Below are 20,933 nucleotides of genomic sequence, written 5' to 3' on the forward strand. Positions count from 1 at the left end.
ACCATCGCGCAGGCGCGCTCCCATCGGAGGCGCGCCGACGTGGATCCTCTTGCCTTGGAGATATCGCTATGAAATTCCTTCGTGCTCTCGTCTTGTCCCTCCCCTTCCTCGCCGCGCCCGTCCTGCACGCGGGGGATACGCAGGCGTGTGGCGGCTGCCTGATCGCGCAGTCTGAATCCACGCAGGTCTCGAGCCACCGGATGATCCTTTCGATCTCCCAGGATCGCACGACGTTATGGGATCAAATCACCTACGCCGGCGCTCCCTCGTCGTTCGCGTGGGTGCTCCCCATCAAAGGACAGGTCGAAGTCGGGCTCTCGTCGGACGCGTTGTTCGGGGCGCTGGATCAGACCACGCAGGTGCAGATTTTCTCGCCCACGATCAACTGCCTGCCGCCGGACTGCGGCGGCGGCTCGGGCGGCCAGGGCGGCGCGGGCGGCGCGGGCGGCCAAGCCGGCGCGGGCGGCGGCGTCGAGGTTATCGCCGAGGAGGTCGTGGGTCCTTACGCGACCGTACAGCTCAAGTCGTCGGACCCGAACGCGCTGACGGATTGGCTCACGATGAACGGGTACAACATCCCGCCCGACATCGCGCCGGTCATCAACACGTACGTGCAAGAGGGGTTCGATTTCCTCGCGCTCAAGCTCGTGCCCGGCCAGGGCGTCAACGCGATGCGCCCCGTGCGCGTCACCGTGCCCGGCGCGTCGCTCTCGCTGCCGCTGCGCATGGTCGCGGCAGGGACGGGCGCCACGACCCCGATCACCTTGTGGGTCCTCGGGGAAGGCCGGTACGAGCCGAAGAACTTTCCGCGCTTCGAGATCAAGACCTCGGATCTCGTGTGGAACTGGGACACGCAGGCGAGCAACTACAAGCAGATCCGGCAAGACGCCTTCGACACGTCCGGCGGCAAGGTCTGGCTGATCGAGGCGGCCGAGCCCCTCTCGCGATTCAACATCGAGGAGCCTCTGCTTTCCACGGCCGAGTTCGACCCGTCGAACAGCGGGTATGGCGGGGATCCCGCGGGGCCGACCGCGAAGGAGGAGTGCCTCGCCGACCTCGACAAACTGTACGGCTCCATCGAGTCGGTCTGGGTGACGCGTATGTACGCCGAGCTTGCGCGCACGGCGCTCGCGACCGATCTCGTCGTGGGCGCGGCGGCCCAGCAGCAGAGCGTCACGCGTTCGTTCGAGGCCACGAAGACGACGGGCACGCCCCCGGCTTGCCCGCCTCCGCCGCCGTGGTGCGAAGGCGGATCCGGGGGCTCGGGAGCCTCCGGAGGCGCGAATGGCTCCGGAGGCGCCGGCAACACGGACAGCGGCGGAGGATGCGCCGTCGGCGGGGAATCGAGCTTGCCCGGAGCGCTCGCGCTCGTCGGCGGCGCCGCGCTCGTGGTCGCCGCGCGTCGGCGCCGTCGTCGCTGAGAGACGCCGTCAAACCCGTTCGAGGATCGTGGCGATGCCCTGACCGCCGCCGATGCACAAGGTGACGAGCGCGGTCTGCTCGTTGCGGCGTTCGAGCTCGTCGAGCGCCGTGCCGAGGAGCATCGCGCCCGTCGCGCCGAGCGGGTGGCCGAGCGCGATCGAGCCGCCGTTGACGTTCACGCGATCCGGGTCGATCCCGAGCGCGCGCGTCGTTTGCAGGACGACGCCCGCGAAGGCCTCGTTGATCTCCCACAGGTCGATGTCCCGCGCGTCCATCCCCGCGGCGCGCAGTGCCTTCAGGCTCGCGGGCGCCGGCCCCGTGAGCATGAGCAAGGGCTCGGTGCCGACGCTCGCCATCGCGAGGATCCGGGCGCGCGGCTTCACGCCTTTCGCCTTCACGTACCGCTCCGACGCGAGCACCACCGCGGCCGCGCCGTCGACGATGCCGCTCGAATTGCCGGCCGTGTGGACGTGCCGGATCTCCTTCGCGTGCGGGTACGCCGCGAGCGCGATCTGATCGAGCGTCTCACCGTTCGGACCGGCCGGCGCGTTCCCGAGCGCGACGAACGCGGGCTCGAGCGCGGCGAGCCCCTCGGCCGTGGTGTTCGGCCGCGGGAACTCGTCCTTCGCGAGCAGCGCCGCGCCCGTCTCGGGATCCGTCACCGGGATCAACGAGCGTGCGAAGCGCTTCTCCTCGATGGCGCGCGCCGCGTTCTTTTGCGAGCGCAGCGCCACGCCGTCGATCTCCTCGCGCGTAAAACCTTCCAGCGTGGCGATCAGGTCGGCGCTGATGCCTTGCGGGACCTGGAACACGCGCTTGCGGAGCTGCGTGTTGCCGCCGTCCTGCCCGCCGCCGTCGGAGCCCATGGGGACACGCGACATGCTCTCCACGCCGCCGGCGACCACGAGGTCCATCGCGCCCGAGCCGACCGCCATGGCGCCGAAGTTGACCGCCTGGAGACCCGAGGCGCAGAAGCGGTTGAGCGAGACGCCTGGGATCTCGTCAGGCCACCCTGCCGCGAGCACGGCGTTGCGGGCGAGGTTCGCGCCTTGCTCGCCGACCTGCGAAACGATGCCCGCCATCACGTCCTCCACCTCGCGCGGATCGAAGCCCGCGCGCTGCGGGAGCGCCCGGAGCACCTGCGCGAAGAGCTCCTGCGGGTGGACGCTCGTCAGCGCCCCCTTCCCCAGCTTGCCCCGACCTCGCGGCGTCCGTGCGGCGTCGATGATGTAGCTCGTGCCCATGATGATCGTTCCTTTCGTATGACGTTCATCATATGATTATCGTCATGCGACCTGTCAAGCGGGGCCCTGGGGAGATCCATGGTCGCCGCCGTCCTCGCTGACGGCCGGTCGCTCGTTTCCTGCCCATCGAGTTGACATGATGGATGTCATATGACATCCATCATGCATGAAGAAGGAGCCCCTCTCCAAGGCCGAGCGCTGGGAGCGCACGCACGAAACGCTGCGGCTCACGGCCGCGCGCCTCTTGCGCACGCGAGGCCTCCGGCTGCCGTCGGTGGCCGACGTCATGAAGGGCGCGAAGCTGACGGTCGGCGGCTTTTACGGGCACTGGGAGAGCAAGGAGGCGCTCTTCGAAGAGGCCCTGCGTGACGCGCTGCGGAGCAACTGGTCCGAACTCGTGCAGCAATCGCGCGGGGAGACGGCGAAGGAGCGGCTCACGTGGATCCTGCGCCGCTACCTCTCCCGCTCGCATCGCGACAACCCTGAAGCCGGCTGCCCGCTGCCTTCCTCGCTCAGCGACATCTCCGTGCTCGGCGCGCCGTACCAGAAGGCGTTCGCCGAGGAGGTCGAGCACCTCGCCGCGGAGCTCGGCGAGATCGCCGGGCCGATCGGCGGCAAGCAGCTCGTGCTCGGGCTCTTCGCCTTGATGGTCGGCGGCCTGAGCCTGGCCCGCGCCACGGAGGGGACGCCGCTCTCGGACTCCATTCTCGCAGCGAGCCGCGCGCTCGCCTACGCCGCCCTCGATCGCGCCGAGCAAAAGGCCTCGGAGAAGGACGAACCATGACGACGACCGAAGAGACTCCCTGGTTGAAGAAGATGCGCGCGATCCTGAAAGGCGCCGAGCCGCCGCCGATCGCCAAGCTGATCGGCTTCGAGCTCGTCGACGTCGGCCCAGGCTCGGCAATCTTTACGCTGGTCGGTGATCCGAGCCGGCACGCGAATCCGATGGGCACGATGCACGGCGGCGTGCTGGTCGATCTCGGCGACGCCGCGATGGGCTTTGCCATGGCGAGCACGCTCGGCGAGGGCGAGAGCTTTACGACGGTGGAGCTCAAAGCAAATTATTTCAAACCCGTATGGACGGCCCGCCTGCGCGCGGAGGCGCGGATGGTGAAGCGGTCGCGATCGCTCGGGTATATCGAGTGCGATATCGTGGACGAGGAGAAAGCGCTGGTGTGCCGGCTGGCCAGCACGTGCATGGTGCTGCGCGGCGAAGCGGCGACCGGTCGCTGACCGGATTCCGCCGCGCCACGCGCCTACGTCATTCGCATCCGATGCGGGTCTTGGCGAGGGCCACGTCGTCGAACCACAGGTTCATTTCCTGCCCGGCATAACTCTCCCACCCGAGCTTCAGGTCCGTGAGCTTCGGCTTCCAGCCCGGCTTCTGCGTGAGCCATTGCTGATCGACGTCGGGCGTCGGGGTGCCGTCGATGACGAGGCCCGCGACGTCGATCCCGTCGACCCAGGTCCGGATCGCGCCCGCGGCGCCGTCGACCTGGAACTCGACGCAGCGCCATTGATCCGCCGTGAGCGGGACGCTCATCCCGATGCCGGTGGGGCTGAGCGAGGGCAAGGTCGCGTCGTCGGATTCGCGGTTCCACATGAGGATCTTGCTCTGGCCGCCCATGCGGAGATCCTTGTTGTTGTCGTTCGTGTCCCGCATGGTCATAAACGTCGTGTGGCCGTCGCCCTGCGCAGCCGACATGCGCATGTAGAAGCGGCCATAGAAGACGTCGCCGAGCTCCGCGAACGCCGCCGTGTGAGAAATGAAGACGTGGTCGCAATAGGTGCCCTTGCCCGTCACGAGCACCGAGTTCTTGCCGCTGTGCGCGTGCGTCGTGTCGACGGCGATCGTGCCCGCGCCCATGCAGTTCGGGCTGACGACCGCCCAGCGCGCGGGATCCGGCGCTTGGCCGGCCGTCGCGGCCTCGAAATCGTCACAAAGGGGCAAACCCGTGCAATTGAACGCGCTGCCCCCCGCGCCGCCCGCGCCGCCCATTCCGCCGACGCCGCCCGTTCCGCCGCTCGCGGAGCTCGAACTCGACGTGGACATCCCCCCCTCGCCGCCCTGCCCTCCGCCGCCGGCCTGGCCGCCGTTCCCGCCCTGACCACCACCCGCCGCGCCGGATCCGCCTTCTCCCTCGTCGCAGGCAATCAGGGGGATGGCGAGGATGAGGGAGAGAAACACGTGAGGAAGCATCGTTCGTAGGTTCATCAGGGCTGCCTACCAGGGTTTCCCCGAGCAAGCGAGGCCGCCGGACGTACTGAACATTTGCTCATTGCCAACGGTCGGACCGTCGTCTACCGTGGCCCCGCTTGATCGGCGAGACCCTGGGCCAGAAGTACAAGCTCATGTCCCTGCTCGGGCGCGGGGGAATGGGCGCCGTTTACGAGGCCGCGCACACCGAGACGGGCGCGCGGGTCGCCGTGAAGGTGCTCCATCACCACCTCGCCGAGGGCGAAGGGCTGCGGCGCTTTCGTCGGGAGGCGCAGGCGGTTTCGCGGATGCAGAGCCCGCACATCGTCCGCATCCTGGATACCGGGACGGACGAGCCGAGTGGAACGCTCTATCTCGTAACGGAGCTGCTCGAAGGCGAGGACCTGCAGCGGCTCATCGACCGGATCGGCACGCTTTCGCTGCGCGGCGCTCTCGGAATCACGAGCCAGATCCTCCGCGGGCTCGCCGCCGCCCACGCGGCGCGTGTCGTGCACCGCGATATCAAGCCGGCAAACCTGTTCCTGGCCCGCGGGCCCAATGGCACGCTGACGGTAAAAATCCTCGATTTCGGCATTGCAAAGGTCCGTGCCGAGCCCCTCGGCCTCGGGCAGACGACGGACCTGACGGCCACCGGGAATCTGCTCGGCTCGCCGCTCTACATGTCGCCGGAGCAGGTGCAAAACAGCCGCGACGTCGATCATCGGACGGATCTGTGGTCGCTCGGGTGCGTGCTTTACGCGGCGCTCGCCGGGCGGGCGCCCCATCAACACCTTTCGTCGATCGGGCAGCTCCTCGTGGCCATTTGCGTGACGCCCGCGAGGCCGCTCGTGGAGGTCGCGCCGTGGGTGCCCGCCGATGTGGCCGAGCTCGTCGCGCGCGCGCTCGCCATTCCCGCGGAATCACGGCCGCAAAGTGCCGAGGCGATGCTCTCGGAGCTCGCGCGATTCGTTTCGCCCGACGAGACGCTCCGGGAGGATCTGCTTGCGACCGGCGAGAGGCGCGGGGGGGCCGCTTCGAGCACGCCGCCGAGCACGCCTTCATCGATGTCGACGCCGCGGTTTGTCGTGCCGCCCCCCTCGGAGCGGCCCCTTCGTGGCGACGAGCCGACGGAATTCGCGGGATCCGTCGCGGATCTGGTGCCCTCGGAGGGCCCGCGGTCGGCCGCGCGGTCGGCGGTGCCAAAGCTGCCGACGCGCGTGGGGAGCCGGCACGTGACGGTGGATCCGCGTCGATTCTTGGGGGAGCAGAGCGAGCTCTGGACGCTCTCCCTCGACGTCCACCCCAATCTTTCGAGCTTGATCGCGCGAATCTGGAAAGCCATGCGTCGCGCCGGCGTGAAGGTGCCCCCGATGACGTACGGAAAAGAGTGGATCCTGTTCGAGCCGCGGACGAAGCGGTTCGTCGAGGACGACGTCTGCGAAGGCGGAGCGCGTTTGTCCCTGGAAGCCGCAGGGATCCGGCCGGGTGCGGTGCTCTGGGTGATGACGCCCGAGGGGCGTGGGACGGCGTGATCAGGGGGCGCGGCTTGTCCGCGTGTCCCGGCTCTCCCGCTCCGTGATCGCCTTTCCCCAGGGATACTTCGCCACGAGCGCGCGCCCCTTCTCCCGGAGCGCGCTCGGGAGTTTTCCCCGGCTCGCCAGCGTGAACGCCGAGGCAAACGCCTCGGCGCTCGAGAACCGATCGGCGGGCTTTTTCGCGAGCGCGAGGGCCAGGACGAGGTCCACGTCGCGCGGGAGGTTCGGGACGATGTCCGAGGCGCGCGCCGGCGTCTTGTAGACGATCTCGAACAGGATCTGCGGCGTGTCCGTGCCCGAAAACGGCGGCCTGCCGGTGAGCGCGCGGTACGCGACGGCGCCGAGGGAAAACAGATCGCTGCGCACGTCCGCTTCGATGCCCTGCGCCTGCTCGGGCGACATGTACCCCGGGGTGCCGACGACCGCGGCCTGCGTGAGCGTCCCCTTCGAGCCCTGGAGCTTCGAGACGCCGAAATCGAGGATTTTCCAGGTCGACGCGCCCCCATCCGCCTGCGACAGGAAAAGGTTCTGCGGCTTCAGGTCGCGGTGCACGATCGACGCGGCGTGCGCCGCCGAGAGGCCACGGGCGACCTGTTCGAGGAGCTCCGTGACGCGGGCGAGGTCGAGCTGTTTTTCCTGGCGCAGGTGGTGCGCGAGGTCCTTGCCTTCGAGCAGCTCCATCGCGATGAACGGCGCGCCGTCGTTCGTCGCGCCGACCGCGAAGACGCTGACCACGTGAGGCGATGCGAGCCGCTGCGAGATCTCACCCTCGCGCAGGAAGCGCTCGACGAGCGCCGGATTTTCGAGCCCCGCCGCCGAGAGCAGCTTCACGGCGGCGCGCTCGCCCGTGTCGACATGCGCCGCCGCGTAGACCTCGCCCATCGCGCCGCGGCCGATCAGCTCGGCGAGGCAATACCCGCCCGCGATCGCGCCCGTGTGGCGACCGTCGAGGCCCGCGCCGGCACGCAACGCACGTTCGAGGATGAGGTGCGCTTCGTCGAGCTGCGCCTCGCGCTGGGCCGCGAGCCGGCTCGCCTCGACCGAGCGCTTCATCGCCTCGATCGCCGCGACGCGGCTCGTGCGCGTTTGCCACGCCGCGATCGCAAGGACGCTCGGCACGTAGAGCGTCATGAACAGCCGCGCGTTCGGCGCCGCGTCGGTCGCCCGGAAGAGCCCCACATCGGGCAAGAGGCCGGTCCCCACGAGGATCGCGAGCACGAAGTAGAGCGAGATGGCCACCCCCGCCGCGCCGTACATGAAACGCCGATCGTCGCTCATCCCGAAGACGCTGAAGGCCAGCGTGACGAGCAGCGGCGCCGGCGAGAAGACGCCCAGGTAGTAGATGGTCATGGGCATCATGAGCAGGCACGCGCCCACGAAGATCCGAAGGACGCGGTGCGTGTAGCGGGCCTCGTCCTTGCCGCGCCACCACACCCAGGCGCCGACGCTCCCCATCGCCACGAGCGCGACGCTGAACGGCAAGCGGATGATGGTGTCGGGCGCGAGCGGCAACGACACGACGCCAAAGGCGCACAGGATCACGATGACGCGGCCAAACGCGCTCGCCCGCGCCGCCTCCTCCGTGTGCAGCGCCTCGGCCATCGTGTAGCCAGCCGTGGTCGGGCGCAGGATCGAGGGCGACGCGGAGATGCGCCCCGGGGCGGAGATACGCCCGGTTCGCACGGAGACCGGCGGCAAGGAGATGCGCGACGACGGCGGCAAGGAGACGCGCGACGGCGGCGGCGTCGTGCGGCGTACGCCCGCCATGGAGGGCGTCTCGATCAGCGTCGGGTCCTCGCTCGTGAGGCTCGTGTGGTCGAGCAGCTTCGGTCCGAACGCGACGGGATCTTCGGCCGATGAGGCGGGCGGGGCGTCTGTCCCCGGCGGGTGCTCCATCGCCTCGACGAGCGCTCCCTCCGTCGTTCCCCGTCCCGAAGGCGCCATGCCCCGATGCTACGTAAAAAACGTCCCGGGCGCGCGGTGCTCGGTCGTGGGGGTCGTGCTACCGCTGTCCCGCGTGAGGAAGCCCCGCGAGATCGTCGTCGCCACGCATGGCCACTGCTTCGACGGGATGGCGAGCGCCGTCGTGTTCACGCACCTCGTGCGCTCGCTTTCCCCCGAACAGGCGCTCTCGTTCCGGTACCGCTCGTGCGGCTACGGACCGGGCATGGCGACGATCCCGGAAGGGTGGCTCGACGGCGACGAGAACGCGATCCTGGATTTTCGTTACACGAAGAGCCAGCGTCTGTCCTGGTACTTCGACCACCACATCACCGCGTTCGGCTCGGCCGAGGAGCAACGCGCGGCGCTCGCCTCGGGGGACGCGACGCACCACGTGTTTTACGAGCCCACCTACGGCTCGTGCACCAAGCTCATCGCGGACGTGGCGAGCGCGCAGTTCGGCGTCCAGAGCGAGGCGCTCGCGCCGCTCGTCGCCTGGGCCGACGTGATCGACGCGGCCCGCTTTCCCTCGGCCGAGGCCGCGGTCGATCGCGAGGAGCCCGTGCTCAAGCTGGCGTCGGTCGTGGAGCACCACGGCGACGGGCCCTTCCTGAAGGACATGGTGCCGCGGCTGCTCGAACGGCCGCTCGACGAGGTGGCGCGCGGGGCAGACATCGCCGAGCTCTTCCGGCCGCTCGGAGCCGCACGCGAGACGTTCATCCGCCGCGTGAAGCAGGTCGGGACGAAGATGGGCCGCGTGGTGCTCGTGGACCTCAGCGACGCGCCGCTCGACGCGGCGGCGAAGTTCGTCACGTACGCCCTTTTCCCGGATGCCATGTACTCCGTGACGCTCACCCGCCAGAAACAGCACTGCAAGGTGTCGGTCGGGTACAACCCCTGGTGCGGCAAGGAGCGGCGGCACGACATCGCCGCGATCTGCCGGCGTTACGACGGCGGCGGGCATCCGGTCGTGGGAGCGGCGTCGTTCCCGCTCTCGGAGATCACGCGGGCGCGCGCCGTGGCGCTCTCGATCGCGCGGGAGCTCGACACGTGAGGTGGCGCGGCGCAGCGGCCTTCCGGCGCGCAAAAGGGCGGCCGCCGCTCGTGTACGGGCACCGCGGCGTGCGCGGAGCGCGGCCGGAGAACACGCTCGCAGCGTTCGAGCTCGCGGCCGCGGAAGGCGCGGACGGCGTCGAGCTCGACGTGCGCGTCGATCGGGACGGCGAGCTCGTCGTGCTGCACGATCCGACGTTCGAGCGCGTGACGGGCGGCGCGGACACGCGGGCCGCGTCGGATCTGCCGTACGAGGAGATCCGGCGGGTCGACGTGGGGAGCGGGGAGCACGCGCCGCGGCTCACGGAGGTGCTCGCGCTCGTGCAGGCGCGCGGGCTCGCCGTCAACGTGGAGATGAAACACGACGTGCCGGATCGAGCGGCCGTGGTGCGCGCGACGGCGCGGAAGCTCGGGGCCTTCGATCCACGCGTGCCGGTGATCGTGTCGTCGTTCGATCCGCGCATGGTCGCGGCGTTCGGCGCGCTCGCGCCGCGGATTCCGCGGGCACTTTTGGTGCATCGCACGCGCTGGTCGTGGGCCGCGCTCGAGCTCGCGCGGGGCCTCGGGCAGGCAGTGCACGTCGATCGGATCCTCACACAGGGCAGCACGGTGCGGCGGCTCGCGGCGAGCGGGCTCGTGGTGAACGTGTGGACGGTGAACGACACGCGCGAGGCGCTGGATCTCGCGGCCCTCGGCGTCGACGGCATCATCACGGACGTGCCGGGGCTCGTCCGCGCGGCGCTCGGGTAGCGGCGCGCTCTACTTCTCGCAGGTGACGTAGAGCTTGCGGACGCCGCCGGGCTCGGTCTGCTGGAAGGCGCCGGGCACGAGGGGCGGGTTCCACTGGGCTTCTTTGTACTGGAAGATCACGTCTTCCTCGGTGTGCGGCACGCGCATGCGGATCGAGCGCGGCAGTTCCGCGTCGCAGGCGCCGCCGATGGGCTGGATCGGGTCCTCGATGCCGTCGGGATCGACCCGCGGGGGCGCGGTGCGGGCGGCCTCGTGGTTCGAGAGCTCGGCCTGGTAAAGGTCGGCGCCGCGCTGCGAGACGAGCACGGAGAGGACACGCACGCGCTGCTGGGACCAGGGTTTGTCCCAGTCCTCGGGCCGGATGCCGAGGTGGATCTCCTGCTGGGCGTCGCGCGTGCTCGGCACGAGGACGCGGTAAAACCCCTTGTCGGTGTCCCAGTTGATGGTGGGGGCGCCGGGCTGGTGGAGCAGGACGGGCGCCTCGCCGCGGAGGAGCGAGACGAGCGCGTGCCCGGGGATGGGGACGCGGGTCATGCGCGCGAGGTTGCAGGGGCTCGCCGGGCCGAAGAGGAATTGTTTCTCTTTCACGTCGAGCATCTGGAAGCGCTCGCCGTCGGCCGTGAGGGTGTAGAGCATGGCCCCGAAGGGGCTGACCACGTCGAAGCGGACGCGGTCCGGGTTCACGGCGAAGAGGTGCACCTCGCCGCGCACGCGGCCCTCGGGCGCGAAGCGGTCGATCTTGGCCTGGCCTTGCACGCCGTTGACGCACGCGTACGTGGCCTTCATCCGGCCGAGCGCGTCGTCTCCCGTGGGGAAGACCGACGGGGGCGGACGCGTGCCGCCGCACGCCGTGGCGAGGAAGAGGGCCGAAACGAGGGAACACCGTGCGACGTGGGCGCGCATGCGGGCTCGACCGTTGCAGGAAAGTCCGAGCCCGTCAACGAGGCGAGAGTCTGGAGGGGGTCGGGCGGGGAGGCGCATTTCTGGCCGCAACGCTCTTTGCGAGCGCCCCGCCGGTGGCGTAGACCCGGACGATGCATGCGCGGATCCCCTCGCTCGCCATGGCCGTCTTCGCCCTCGCCCTCGCCGCCTGCGACAAGCGCATTCCGGAGTCGTCCCCGGCGAAGCCCCCCGCCGCCGCGGGGCCGCAAGCAACGCCCGGCTCCGCAGCAGCGCCGAGCGCGAGCGCGCAGGCGGCGTTCGAGTTGCCGCCGCGCCTCCCGGCCCCGGCCCGGATCGTCGCGATCGGGGATGTCCACGGCGACCTCGCGGCGACACGCACGGCGCTGCGGATCGCGGGCGCGATCGACGAGAAGGACCGCTGGGCCGGCAAGGATCTCGTGGTCGTGCAGACCGGGGACGAGATCGATCGCGGCGACGCGGATCGCGAGATCGTGGACCTCTTCGAGCGCCTCGCCGACGAGGCCAAGGCCGCGGGCGGCGCCGTGATCGCGCTGAACGGCAACCACGAGGTGATGAACGTCCAGCTCGATCTCCGCTACGTGACCGAGGGCTCCTTCAAGGATTTCGAGGGCGTCCCCGGCGTCACGACCACGGATCCGCGCCTCGCGCGCGTCCCGGAGAACGAAAAGGCGCGCGCCGCGGCGTTCCTGCCGGGGGGTCCGTACGCGAAAAAGCTCGCCAAGCGGGGCATCGTGGCCCTCGTCGGCGACACGGTGTTCGTCCATGGAGGCGTCTCGCCCAAGCATGTGCGGTACGGCCTCGACCGGATGAACCGCGAGGTGAGCGCGTGGATGGACGGCTCCGCGCGGGATCTGCCCGGGCTCATCACCGCGGAGGACGGCCCGGTCTGGCTGCGGCGCTACTCGGCGGCGCCTGGCCCGGACGATTGCCGGGTGCTCGCGGAGACGCTGACGATGCTCTCCGCGAAGCGCATGGTCGTGGGTCACACGCCGCAGCGCGGCGGCATCACGTCGGCGTGCGGAGAGCAGGTGTGGCGCATCGACGTGGGGATGTCGAAGCACTACGGCGGCAAGCCCGAAGTGCTGGAGATCAAGGGCGCGGAGGTACGGCCGCTCCGCGCGGAGCCCTAACCTCCAGCGTCGAGCTCCAGTGCGGGCCCTCGCGAGCGCGCCGGGATTCCCCTTTTCATGCGTTGAAAATGATATTCATTTACATCTTCGATGCAGCGAACTACCCTCGGCAGCCCAGGTAGGTACGGGATGAGAACAGGCTTCCTTGCATGGGCGCTGGCGTCGGCGCTGGTGCTTTGCGCAGGCGCTGGTTGCAGCGACGAAGAGACGGGCTCTGGCCAGGGCGGCACAGGTGGATCGGCGCCCGCAGGTAGCGGCGGCATCGGCGGTAGCGGCGGCGTTGGCGGCAGCGGCGGCGTTGGCGGCGCAGGTGGCAGCGTTGGCGGCGCAGGTGGCAGCGTTGGCGGCGCAGGTGGCAGCGTTGGCGGCAGCGGTGGCGCGGGCGGCAGCGGCGGCGCGGGCGGCGTCGGCGGCAGCGGCGGCGAAGGGGGCGGAGCTCTCCCCGACACGACCCCACCCGTCGTGACGCTCGGAGGCCCCAGCAGCGGCGCCCTCCTCCGCACGGCGCGCCTCCACGTTTCCGTGTACGCCGAGGATTCAGGCAGCCTGGCCAAGGTCGAATTCACGTGGAACGGCGCCCCCGCCGTGACGCTCGACATGAGCAGCGGCGTGCCGGTGTTCGACGGCGCCGTGGACGAGCGGCCGACACGCGGAAAAAACACGCTCCTCGTGGCCGCCGAGGATCTGGCGGGCAACCGGACGGAGGTGCCGCTCGAAGTGACGTTCGAGCGAAGGCTCGGCGCCGGCGGATCCCACACCGGCGCGATCACGGCGGGGAAAGTCGCCGTGTGGGGCCGCAACAACCTCGGCCAGCTCGGCCTCGGCGTCGGGGACGTCACGTCGCGCTTCGAGCCCGTGCTCGTGCCCGGCCTCGAGGAGATCACCGCGCTCGATCTCCGCCAGAACCAATCGCTGGCGCTCCGCAAAGACGGCGTCCTGTTCGTCTGGGGAACCAACACCGACGGCCGGCTCGGCCTCGGCGCCCCGGGCATGCCCGACGTCGACAAACGCGAGGTCGCCACGCAAAACCCGAACCTGACCGGCGTCCTCGCGGCGACGTTCGGCTACGATCACACGCTCGTCTTGCTCGACGACGGGACGGTGCGCGCGTTCGGCGACAATAGCTCCGGGCAGCTCGGCGACGGCACGACCGAGGACCGCCATTACCCCGTGGTGGTCACGGGGCTCGACGATGTCATTCAGATCGTTGGCGGGTCGAAGCACTCGCTGGCGCTGCGGCGCGACGGAACGGTATGGGCCTGGGGGAGGAACCAATACGGCAACCTCGGCCAGGGGACCGCCGACACCGATCCGCACCCGACGCCGGCCCAGGTGCCGGGATTGACCGACGTCGTGCACCTCGCTTCAGGGCGGGATCACGTGCTCGCGTTGCGCGCCGACGGGACGGTCGCCGCCTGGGGGCTCAACCAGAGCGGCCAGGTCGGCAATGGCATGAGCGGCGCAGACGCGGACGTGCTTTCGCCGACAGCCGTCGTGGGATTGCAGGATGCTTCGGCGGTATTCGCCGATGGAAACTACAGCTTCGCGGCCCGGACGAACGCGAGCGCGGTCGGCTGGGGGCAAAACTTCAATGGGCAGCTCGGCATCGGCGGGGACGATACCGTCGATCGGAGCGCGCCGGACGCGCCGCTCGCGCTGCCCGCGACGCTCGACATCGACCCCGGTGCGACCCACGCGATCGGGCTGACGCCGGACGGTGCGGTCTACACGTGGGGATGGAGCACGAACGGCAGCCTCGGGCGGCCGAACCTGCTCAACAACTGGGCCTATCCGACGCCGGGGCTCGTGACGCAGCCATGAAGCTCCGCGCGCTCGCCCTGTGCACGCTCGCCGGGTGCCTGGCGGTCGCGTGCTCCAGCGATCCGCCGGCAGACACGACGACCGCCGCGGGTTCGACCGGCGCAGCGGGCGCAGGGGGCACGGCCGCGGGCACCGGCGGGGCTGGCGGGAGCGGCGGGAGCTCGACCGGGGAAGGCGGAGGCTCGATTCCGGACGAGGAGGTCGTTCTCACGCTCGTGAGCCCCCTGCCCGCAATGGCGTTCGAGCGACGCCATGTGGACGTGGACGTCGCGTTCTCCGTGCCGAAAGGAGGCGCGACACTCCGGCTCACGCTCGGCGAGGCGATCACCGACGAGCAATCGATCGACGCCACGGTGACCACAGGAACGGCGCGGCTCCGGCTGCCACGTGCGCGCGGCGCGAACCCGTTTGTCGTGACGATCGCCACAGCGTCGGGAAAAACGGCGACCGTGGAGGGAAATCTCCACGGCGGGCGCCTCGTGACCGCCTCCATCGACACGATGTTCGCCCTCCGGGACGGGACCCTCGTGCAATGGGGCGGCGGCGATCCGACGCCCGCCAAAAAGGACGCGCCCACCGCGCTCGTATCCGTCGCCGAAAACGGAGATACGCTTTTCGCGCTCGACGCCGAAGGGCACGTGTTCAAGGCGCCCGCGGGACAGCCCGCCTTCGAGCCCGTGCCTGGGCTCGAGGACATCGCGGCAATCGCGCCCGGCGGAGGCCATGCCTTGTTCCTGCGCGCGGACGGTCGGGTCTTCGCCGCCGGGCTCAACAGCCGAGGCCAGCTCGGCGCGGGCGACACGGAGAGCCACCCGGGCGTCGTCGAGGTCCTCTCGCTCGACGGGATCGTCGCGATCGCCGCCTCCGACGACGCGTCATTCGCGGTCGACACGAGTGGCCTCGTGCACGCGTGGGGCTCGAACGACGAGGGGCAGCTCGGCCTCGGCGACGAGGACATCTCGCCCCACCCCGATCCGCTCATCATCCCGAACCTCGTGGACATCGTGGACGTGGCCGCCGGGCGGGACCATGTCCTCGCCTTGACCGCGGCCGGCGGGCTGTATGCCTGGGGGCTCGGATCGAGCGGCCAGCTCGGCGACGGGTCGGCCGGCATCCTGGCCTCGAAGCCGCAGCCCGTTCCCCTCGTGCTCCCCGGCCCCGCGGTCGCGCTCGGCGCCCGGGGAAACACGAGCCATGTCGTGCTGGCGAGCGGCGAGCACCTCGTCTGGGGGCAAAACAGCCTCGCGCAACTCGGCGTGGGCGACACGAACATGCGGACCAAGCCGACGCCCAGCCTGGTCGGCCACGTGCGCGCGATCTCCGCAGGCCTCACCGGCGGCGTGGTCGTGGACGCCAGCGGCGGCCTCCAGGCGTGGGGATCGAACACGAGCGGGCAGCTCGGCCTCCCGCTGCCGCCCGAAGGCCCGGAACGATCGAGCGTGCCTGTCGTGGTGCCGTGGCCGTGAGCCTCCGCGCGGCGCGACGGATCGCACTCCTCGCCGTGCTCCCCCTTGGGGTGGCGTGCTCCGACGAAGCCCCCGCGGGCCCCGGCGGTGCGGGCGGTACCGGTGGCGCGGCTTCGGGCACCGGCGGTGCGGGCGCGTCAGGCGGCGGACCTGGCGGCGGCGGACTCGGCGGCGGCGCGGGTGCAGGCGGCGCCATGCCGGCCACCTTCGAGCCGGGGGAAGAACGCCCCGGCGGCGACACGACGATGGATAAGCGCGACGAAAAAAGCTTCCTGCGGCCCGCGGCCAACCTCTCCCTGGAGCGCCTCGGGACCTTCGAGGCCGGGCTCGCGCTCTTCGACGTCGCCTGGACGGTCGGAGGCGAAGTCGACCGCGACGGCCTGGGTCCAACGTACGTCGGCACCTCCTGCCGGAGCTGCCATTTCCGAGGCGGCCGAGGCGCGCCGCCGCCCCCCGGCCAGCCAATGACGTCGATGCTCGTGCGGCTGTCGGTACCCTCCGCGGACGGCGCCGCATTCGTCCCCGACCCTCGCTACGGCGATCAAATCCAGAACAAGGCCATCCCCGGGGTCCCGCCGGAAGGCTGGTTCTCCGTCGACTACGCAGCCAAAGCCGGCGCATACGCCGACGGCACCTCGTACGAGCTGCTGGAGCCGACCTACACGGCCCACGATCTCGCATTCGGCCCGCTCGCCGAGGGCACGCGGTTCTCGCCGCGCGTGGCGCAGCCGATGATCGGGCTCGGCCTGCTCGCCGCCATCCGCGACGAAGACATCGAGGCGCTCGCCGATCCCGACGACAAAAACGGAGACGGAATCCGCGGCCGCAGAAACCACGTCTCCGTCGAGGGAAAGCTCTCACCCGGGCGGTTCGGCTGGAAAGCAAACGAGGTGGATCTCGCGCGACAAACCGCGGGGGCCTTCCTCGGGGACATCGGAATCACCTCCCCACTGCACCCGACCGACAACTGCCCGCCCATCCAGGCGGCCTGCGCCGCAGCCGCAGGCACGACGCTGGACATCGACGCAGCTCGCTTCGACGCGATCGTCGTGCTCTCGCACCTCGTCGCCGTGCCCCACCGACCCGACGCCGCCGAGCCCGACGTGCTGCTAGGCAAGGCGCTCTTCTCGCAAGCCGGCTGCAGCGCGTGCCACGTCCCGTCCTTCGTCACCGGCCCACTCGCAGGTTTCCCCGAGGTCGAAGGGCAACACATCTACCCGTACACCGACCTCCTGCTCCACGACATGGGCGCAGGCCTCGCCGACGAACGCCCCGACCACGAAGCCGGAGGGCGCGACTTCCGGACCGCGCCACTCTGGGGCATTGGCATGACGAGCCTCGTCTCCGGTCACACGCGGCTCCTGCACGACGGACGCGCCCGAAACATCGAGGAAGCCATCCTCTGGCACGGCGGCGAAGCCGAAGCCGCGCGCGCGTCGTTTCGTGCGCTTTCTGGTGTGGAGAGGGCAGCGCTTCTGTGGTTCGTCAGCTCGCTCTGAGCAGCAGGGTGCGCCGCGCCGGGGTTTCACCCCGGACCCGACCAGGGGCTGTCCGCCCCTGGACCTGGACCAGGGCAGCCCTGGACCTCAGGTGCATCGACCGCGATGCGGTCGATGCAAAGGGGGCATGGTTTCACGTAGCCGCTGAGGCAGCAGCGCGATCGTTTGAGGTCAGATGAGGTGGAGATGGGCGCACCGCTATTCGTTTGGGTTCAAACGAATAGCGGCGGCACGGCGGGAGAAGGCGTGGGGGGCAGCACCCCCCACCCAGGGTCAGGAGGCGCGGAGCGCGTCGAGCAGGTCGACGTCCGGAATCGCGATCGGAAGCCGCGCCCGGATGACCGCCACGTCGTTGTCCTCGCACATCCGCGCCACGGCGAGGCCGTCATACAGCGCGATCGGCGCCGTCCCCGGCACAGACGCCTCTTCCCGCGCGCCGGACAAGGTTTGTCCCGCCGTGAAGATCCATCCAACCGTGGCCGGCCCGTAGTGGTGGAGCGAGCCACGCAGCTCCGTCACCCGCTCGCGACCCACCTCACGGCCGTCGCGACGAATCACGATCGCCACCCGGATCTCGTCGTTGCCCATGCGCAAGACGCCCGAGAAATGCGACTCGCCGCCAGGCGCACCCGCGCGGCGCACCGCGCGAAGCTGCCCAACGCCCATGCGCTCGAGCGCGAGGACACAAACCTCGATGAACGCATGCCCGGGCAGCTCGCCGAGCTTCCGAGCGAACGCGCGACGAGCCCCATCGCGATAGCGCTCCACCGCAGCAAGGGCCTCCTGCTCCAGGCGCGCAAGATCGCCGCCGAGCAGCCAGTCCGTCAGGGCCACGCGGCCACCCGCGAAGCGGAAGCGCGGCCGCTGCCCCGCGGCAATCCGCCGGGCATTGTCGGCGCGCACCGCAGCAGCCACCTGCGACTGCACGAGCTGCGCATCCCCCGAGAGGCGGCCACGTCGCTGCGCCGTCTCGGCGATCTGCCGCAAAGACACAGCGCCCGCGTTGCGATCGAACGTCGACAGGATCGCGGCCACCGCATCGGCAAGCTCACGACCCGCGAGATCATCGAGCGCCGGATGACCTTCCCCGGGGGTCAACTCGATGACCTGCGGGCCCCGGTAAACAGCCTCGGTCGGCGCCACATCGCGCACGATCTCGCGGTCACGCTCGCGGCCCACGTCGCGGTCACGGTCACGGCCCACGTCGCGCTCGCGCTCGCGGCCCACGTCGCGGTCGCGGCCCACGTCGCGATCGCGTCCGTCGCGACGAACCTCGAACGCGGGCGTTGCCGTGTACGAAGGCAGCCCGCCTCCGCTCGTCGGCAGGGCCTGCGCCTCGCCGTTCGTGCTGCGACCGCGGCGACGGCGGCGACGACGCCGACGGCCTTCCCCTCCAGCATCACCAGCGCCCCCACCGGCGCGGTCGTCCCCACCACCGAGGATCGGCTGATCGTCGTCCTCTTCCTCGTCGAACATCTCGGCGGCGCCAGCAGCCGCTTCCGCGCGCATCACGTCGTCGGGGCCGGCGGGGCCGGCGTCGATATCTTCCGCCTCGACGGAGCGCGTGAACGACGGCGCCGACGGGCGAGGCATGGGCGGAGCGAGTTTGGCCGCGGGAGCCGGGGACACGAGCGTCTCGTCGTCCTCGTCGGCTTCTTCCTCGACGGCCGCGACCTCTGCGGGAGCGGCGGGGGCGGCCACGATCTCCTCGGGCGCCTCGTCCGTCTCGGCCTCCGCGGCCTCGGTCTCGCCTTCTGCCTCTTCTTCAGCAGCCTCCGGGGCGCTGACCTCTTCCTCGACCTCGTGCCGGGCGGCCTTGGCAGGCTCTTGCTTGCCGCCGCGCTTGCCCTTCTTGCCATCGAGACCCGCGCGAAGCGTCTTCTCGTCCCACTCCCGCAGCGCAAACACGCCGGGCTTCACCCGGATGAGCGGCGTGTCGGACGAGTCCTTCTTGAGCATCGCGGCGAGCCGGGCGCCCATCGTGACCTCGGGGCTCTTCCCGACGTGGCTGAGCAAGTTCTTCTCTATCGCGATATCGGTGATCTCTTTGTAGTGGAGCGGCCTGCCGACGAGGCGAAGCACCTCGGCCGCTGCATCGGTAAACGTCATCTTTTGTCCAGCCCTTCGGGCGCTCCCATCACTTGGGCGCTCCTCTTGGTGCGCGTCGCACGTGCCGCCCTTGTTCCGACGCCACGCGCTGGGCCTCTGCCCGCCACGACCGGGAAGCGCACATTCGCTCCCACTCGGCCGGACACGCTACTGAACAGCCGCATAACACGGGACGATCCACGAGTCAACCACGGCAGCCCGACCAACCGCCCCCCTTCGCACAAACACGACGCTACTGTTCGTCCTGGACGGACTTCATCCCAACGAACCCGCGTCGCCTGCCCGCTAGGGCCGGTACGTCTTCGGGTTCGCGAGCTTGCTCGGCAACCAGCGGAAAAAGTCGAGGATCGTGGACGAATCGAAGATCCCGTCGGACGAGTCCCACACGATGAACTCCACCGTGGCGATCTCACCGGGCACGATCGGCGCCTCCGTGGTCAGCCATCCCGTGCTGCCGCCGATCGAGCTCGGTGTGTTGTTGCAGGGCGAGTCGAAGTCGTCGTAGCCCGTGCCCGCGAGCTCGGATTTGCCCCCCGAGCAGAAATTGAACCCCGGCGTCCCGAAGCACCCCGTAGGACCCGCCACGCAACGATCGAAGAAATTCAGGTTCACGGAGCCGGGCGTCCCCTGGCCGTCGAACACCACGTTGCGGTTGTTCGCGATTCCCGGCGCGTTCGTCTTCAAAAGCACCACCCACAAGTCGTTGAACGGCGAGCAAGCATACTCCGGGTACTCCGACGACCAGTACGCATGATCAAACGCAAAACTGTTCGCATTTGTGGGCGTACGCACCTGAATCTTGAGATTGACCGGGTTGAACGCGGTGGACGCGAAGGGGACCGGGCATCCTGATTTGTTGGTCGGGAAGCCGGGGGGCGTGGCCGACTGCGTGCCGGTGTCCGTGCCGCCCTGCGGCGTGCCGAACTGGAAGTACGGCTGGCTCGGCGTGGCCGCGAGCCCGGTCGAGAGGAAGACGAAGTTCTGGTTCGCCCGCGGGCCGAGCACGTTGCCCATCGACGTGATGATCGCGTGCGACTGCGGGAACGGCGTGCCCGTGCCGTCCGCGAGCCGCAGCTCCGCCGTGATCACGCCCCAGCGCTTGTTCGCGCCGGTCGCATTCAGCGTCGTCGTCTGGCAAAGCTCGATCGACTTCGCGTAGTCGAGCGGATCCTGCGAGGTGTACTGCAGGCCCGCGCTACACGCGGTGTTCGGGTTGTCGATCCCGCCGTTGCAGTCGTCGTCCTTCCCGTTCGGGAAATCGAACGCGCCCGGGTTCACCAGCGGATCGGCGTCGTTGCAGTCCCCGTCGCAAACCGAGTAGCCATCCCCGTCGGCATCCGGGCAGGGACCGTCCGGGATCACGTCTTGCGGGACGTCTTGCGGGACGTCTTGCGGAACGTCTTGCGGAACGTCGACCGGGACATCCACCGGCACGTCTTCTGGGACGTCTTCGGGCACGTCGAGCGGCACGTCGAGCGGCACGTCGACAGGAACATCCTCGGGCACGTCGAGCGGCACGTCGAGCGGGACATCCACCGGCACGTCCTCGATCACATCGATCGGGACATCCTCGACCACGTCGAGCGGCGCGTCCTCGACGATCTCCTCCACCACGTCGAAGACGACGATGTCCGGCGACACGTCGGGCGAGACGTCCGGCGACACGTCGGGCTGCGCGTCGTCGCCGGGCGCGTCAGGGCCGGCGTCGTCCTCGTCCTCGTCGAGGAGGTCGTCGTCCTCGATGTCGGTGCGCGCGCCGCAGCCCGGTCCGAGCCAGACGGCCGGCGTGGCGAGCGCAACAAGAACGAGCCCCCAGCGAAACGAAAAGCGCACGACGTAAGC

Annotated in this window: 16 protein-coding genes; 10 read left to right on the forward strand and 6 right to left on the reverse strand. The window is 70.0% G+C overall.

All coding sequences use genetic code 11. The features are described 5' to 3' along the window. The first annotated feature begins 68 nt into the window (after nucleotides 1–68). Nucleotides 69–1,421 (forward strand): DUF2330 domain-containing protein, encoded by a 1,353-nt coding sequence (locus POL67_RS36935; protein WP_271925336.1) that lies wholly within the window; start codon nucleotides 69–71, stop codon nucleotides 1,419–1,421. 9 nt (nucleotides 1,422–1,430) lie between these two features. Here the strand turns inward: POL67_RS36935 and POL67_RS36940 are convergent, their stop codons facing one another. Next, entirely contained in the window at nucleotides 1,431–2,666 is a 1,236-nt protein-coding gene (locus tag POL67_RS36940) for an acetyl-CoA C-acetyltransferase (RefSeq protein WP_271925337.1), read from the reverse strand. A gap of 166 nt (nucleotides 2,667–2,832) precedes the next feature. Between POL67_RS36940 and POL67_RS36945 the strand changes: the two genes are divergently transcribed. Continuing rightward, nucleotides 2,833–3,450 (forward strand): TetR/AcrR family transcriptional regulator, encoded by a 618-nt coding sequence (locus POL67_RS36945; protein ID WP_271925338.1) that lies wholly within the window; start codon nucleotides 2,833–2,835, stop codon nucleotides 3,448–3,450. Continuing rightward, nucleotides 3,447–3,899 carry a PaaI family thioesterase gene (locus POL67_RS36950; protein WP_271925339.1) on the forward strand — a complete coding sequence of 151 codons (453 nt, stop codon included), beginning with the start codon at nucleotides 3,447–3,449 and terminating at the stop codon, nucleotides 3,897–3,899. The genes POL67_RS36945 and POL67_RS36950 overlap by 4 nt, the downstream gene beginning before the upstream one ends. A 28-nt stretch (nucleotides 3,900–3,927) precedes the next feature. Here POL67_RS36950 and POL67_RS36955 read toward each other — a convergent pair whose 3' ends face one another. After that, nucleotides 3,928–4,881 (reverse strand): hypothetical protein, encoded by a 954-nt coding sequence (locus POL67_RS36955; RefSeq protein ID WP_271925340.1) that lies wholly within the window; start codon nucleotides 4,879–4,881, stop codon nucleotides 3,928–3,930. Between the two features lie 101 nt (nucleotides 4,882–4,982). Here POL67_RS36955 and POL67_RS36960 point away from each other — a divergent pair, with 101 nt between their 5' ends. After that, complete coding sequence (locus POL67_RS36960) at nucleotides 4,983–6,395, forward strand: serine/threonine-protein kinase (RefSeq protein ID WP_271925341.1); 1,413 nt, start codon at nucleotides 4,983–4,985, stop codon at nucleotides 6,393–6,395. On the opposite strand, the gene POL67_RS36965 is transcribed toward POL67_RS36960, so the two are convergent. Beyond that, nucleotides 6,396–8,342 carry a serine/threonine-protein kinase gene (locus POL67_RS36965; protein ID WP_271925342.1) on the reverse strand — a complete coding sequence of 649 codons (1,947 nt, stop codon included), beginning with the start codon at nucleotides 8,340–8,342 and terminating at the stop codon, nucleotides 6,396–6,398. A 73-nt stretch (nucleotides 8,343–8,415) separates the two neighbouring features. On the opposite strand from POL67_RS36965, the gene POL67_RS36970 reads away from it, so the two are divergent. Together POL67_RS36970 and POL67_RS36975 are read left to right on the forward strand one after the other, a co-directional pair. Next, nucleotides 8,416–9,393, forward strand: a complete 978-nt coding sequence (locus POL67_RS36970; protein WP_271925344.1) for a hypothetical protein — start codon at nucleotides 8,416–8,418, stop codon at nucleotides 9,391–9,393. After that, a complete protein-coding gene (locus POL67_RS36975) occupies nucleotides 9,390–10,142 on the forward strand; it encodes a glycerophosphodiester phosphodiesterase (protein WP_271925345.1) in 753 nt (250 codons plus the stop codon). Before POL67_RS36970 ends, POL67_RS36975 begins: the two co-directional genes overlap by 4 nt. Nucleotides 10,143–10,151: 9 nt before the next feature. Here the strand turns inward: POL67_RS36975 and POL67_RS36980 are convergent, their stop codons facing one another. Next, complete coding sequence (locus tag POL67_RS36980) at nucleotides 10,152–11,045, reverse strand: LolA family protein (RefSeq protein WP_271925346.1); 894 nt, start codon at nucleotides 11,043–11,045, stop codon at nucleotides 10,152–10,154. 131 nt (nucleotides 11,046–11,176) lie between these two features. Between POL67_RS36980 and POL67_RS36985 the strand changes: the two genes are divergently transcribed. The 4 genes from POL67_RS36985 (at nucleotide 11,177) to POL67_RS37000 (ending at nucleotide 16,982) form a co-directional block, all read left to right on the forward strand. Beyond that, nucleotides 11,177–12,196: a shewanella-like protein phosphatase gene (locus POL67_RS36985; protein WP_271925347.1), complete on the forward strand. Its 1,020-nt coding sequence runs from the start codon at nucleotides 11,177–11,179 to the stop codon at nucleotides 12,194–12,196. A 129-nt stretch (nucleotides 12,197–12,325) separates the two neighbouring features. After that, nucleotides 12,326–14,017, forward strand: coding sequence for an RCC1 domain-containing protein (locus POL67_RS36990; RefSeq protein ID WP_271925348.1), 1,692 nt, complete (start codon nucleotides 12,326–12,328; stop codon nucleotides 14,015–14,017). Then, complete coding sequence (locus POL67_RS36995) at nucleotides 14,014–15,483, forward strand: RCC1 domain-containing protein (protein WP_271925349.1); 1,470 nt, start codon at nucleotides 14,014–14,016, stop codon at nucleotides 15,481–15,483. The genes POL67_RS36990 and POL67_RS36995 overlap by 4 nt, the downstream gene beginning before the upstream one ends. Before the next feature lie 35 nt (nucleotides 15,484–15,518). Further along, nucleotides 15,519–16,982, forward strand: a complete 1,464-nt coding sequence (locus POL67_RS37000; RefSeq protein ID WP_271925350.1) for a di-heme oxidoreductase family protein — start codon at nucleotides 15,519–15,521, stop codon at nucleotides 16,980–16,982. Nucleotides 16,983–17,255: 273 nt separating this feature from the next. Here the strand turns inward: POL67_RS37000 and POL67_RS37005 are convergent, their stop codons facing one another. Then, nucleotides 17,256–19,091 (reverse strand): HTH domain-containing protein, encoded by a 1,836-nt coding sequence (locus POL67_RS37005; RefSeq protein ID WP_271925351.1) that lies wholly within the window; start codon nucleotides 19,089–19,091, stop codon nucleotides 17,256–17,258. Nucleotides 19,092–19,376: 285 nt separating this feature from the next. Further along, the gene (locus POL67_RS53885) at nucleotides 19,377–20,924 is read right to left on the reverse strand and encodes a putative metal-binding motif-containing protein (protein WP_271925352.1); all 1,548 of its coding nucleotides are present in this window, start codon (nucleotides 20,922–20,924) and stop codon (nucleotides 19,377–19,379) included. Between the last annotated feature and the right edge of the window lie 9 nt (nucleotides 20,925–20,933).

This window comes from Polyangium mundeleinium, from assembly GCF_028369105.1.
GTDB classification, from domain to species: domain Bacteria; phylum Myxococcota_A; class Polyangia; order Polyangiales; family Polyangiaceae; genus Polyangium; species Polyangium mundeleinium.

What these genes read in the sequence shown, in the direction of transcription:
- POL67_RS36935 (WP_271925336.1), top strand. Translation starts at nt 69, where the DNA reads ATGAAATTCCTTCGTGCTCTCGTCTTGTCCCTCCCCTTCCTCGCCGCG.
- POL67_RS36940 (WP_271925337.1), bottom strand. Translation starts at nt 2,666, where the DNA reads ATGGGCACGAGCTACATCATCGACGCCGCACGGACGCCGCGAGGTCGG.
- POL67_RS36950 (WP_271925339.1), top strand. Translation starts at nt 3,447, where the DNA reads ATGACGACGACCGAAGAGACTCCCTGGTTGAAGAAGATGCGCGCGATC.
- POL67_RS36965 (WP_271925342.1), bottom strand. Translation starts at nt 8,342, where the DNA reads ATGGCGCCTTCGGGACGGGGAACGACGGAGGGAGCGCTCGTCGAGGCG.
- POL67_RS37005 (WP_271925351.1), bottom strand. Translation starts at nt 19,091, where the DNA reads ATGACGTTTACCGATGCAGCGGCCGAGGTGCTTCGCCTCGTCGGCAGG.
- POL67_RS36955 (WP_271925340.1), bottom strand. Translation starts at nt 4,881, where the DNA reads ATGAACCTACGAACGATGCTTCCTCACGTGTTTCTCTCCCTCATCCTC.
- POL67_RS36985 (WP_271925347.1), top strand. Translation starts at nt 11,177, where the DNA reads ATGCATGCGCGGATCCCCTCGCTCGCCATGGCCGTCTTCGCCCTCGCC.
- POL67_RS36990 (WP_271925348.1), top strand. Translation starts at nt 12,326, where the DNA reads ATGAGAACAGGCTTCCTTGCATGGGCGCTGGCGTCGGCGCTGGTGCTT.
- POL67_RS36980 (WP_271925346.1), bottom strand. Translation starts at nt 11,045, where the DNA reads ATGCGCGCCCACGTCGCACGGTGTTCCCTCGTTTCGGCCCTCTTCCTC.
- POL67_RS36995 (WP_271925349.1), top strand. Translation starts at nt 14,014, where the DNA reads ATGAAGCTCCGCGCGCTCGCCCTGTGCACGCTCGCCGGGTGCCTGGCG.
- POL67_RS36945 (WP_271925338.1), top strand. Translation starts at nt 2,833, where the DNA reads ATGAAGAAGGAGCCCCTCTCCAAGGCCGAGCGCTGGGAGCGCACGCAC.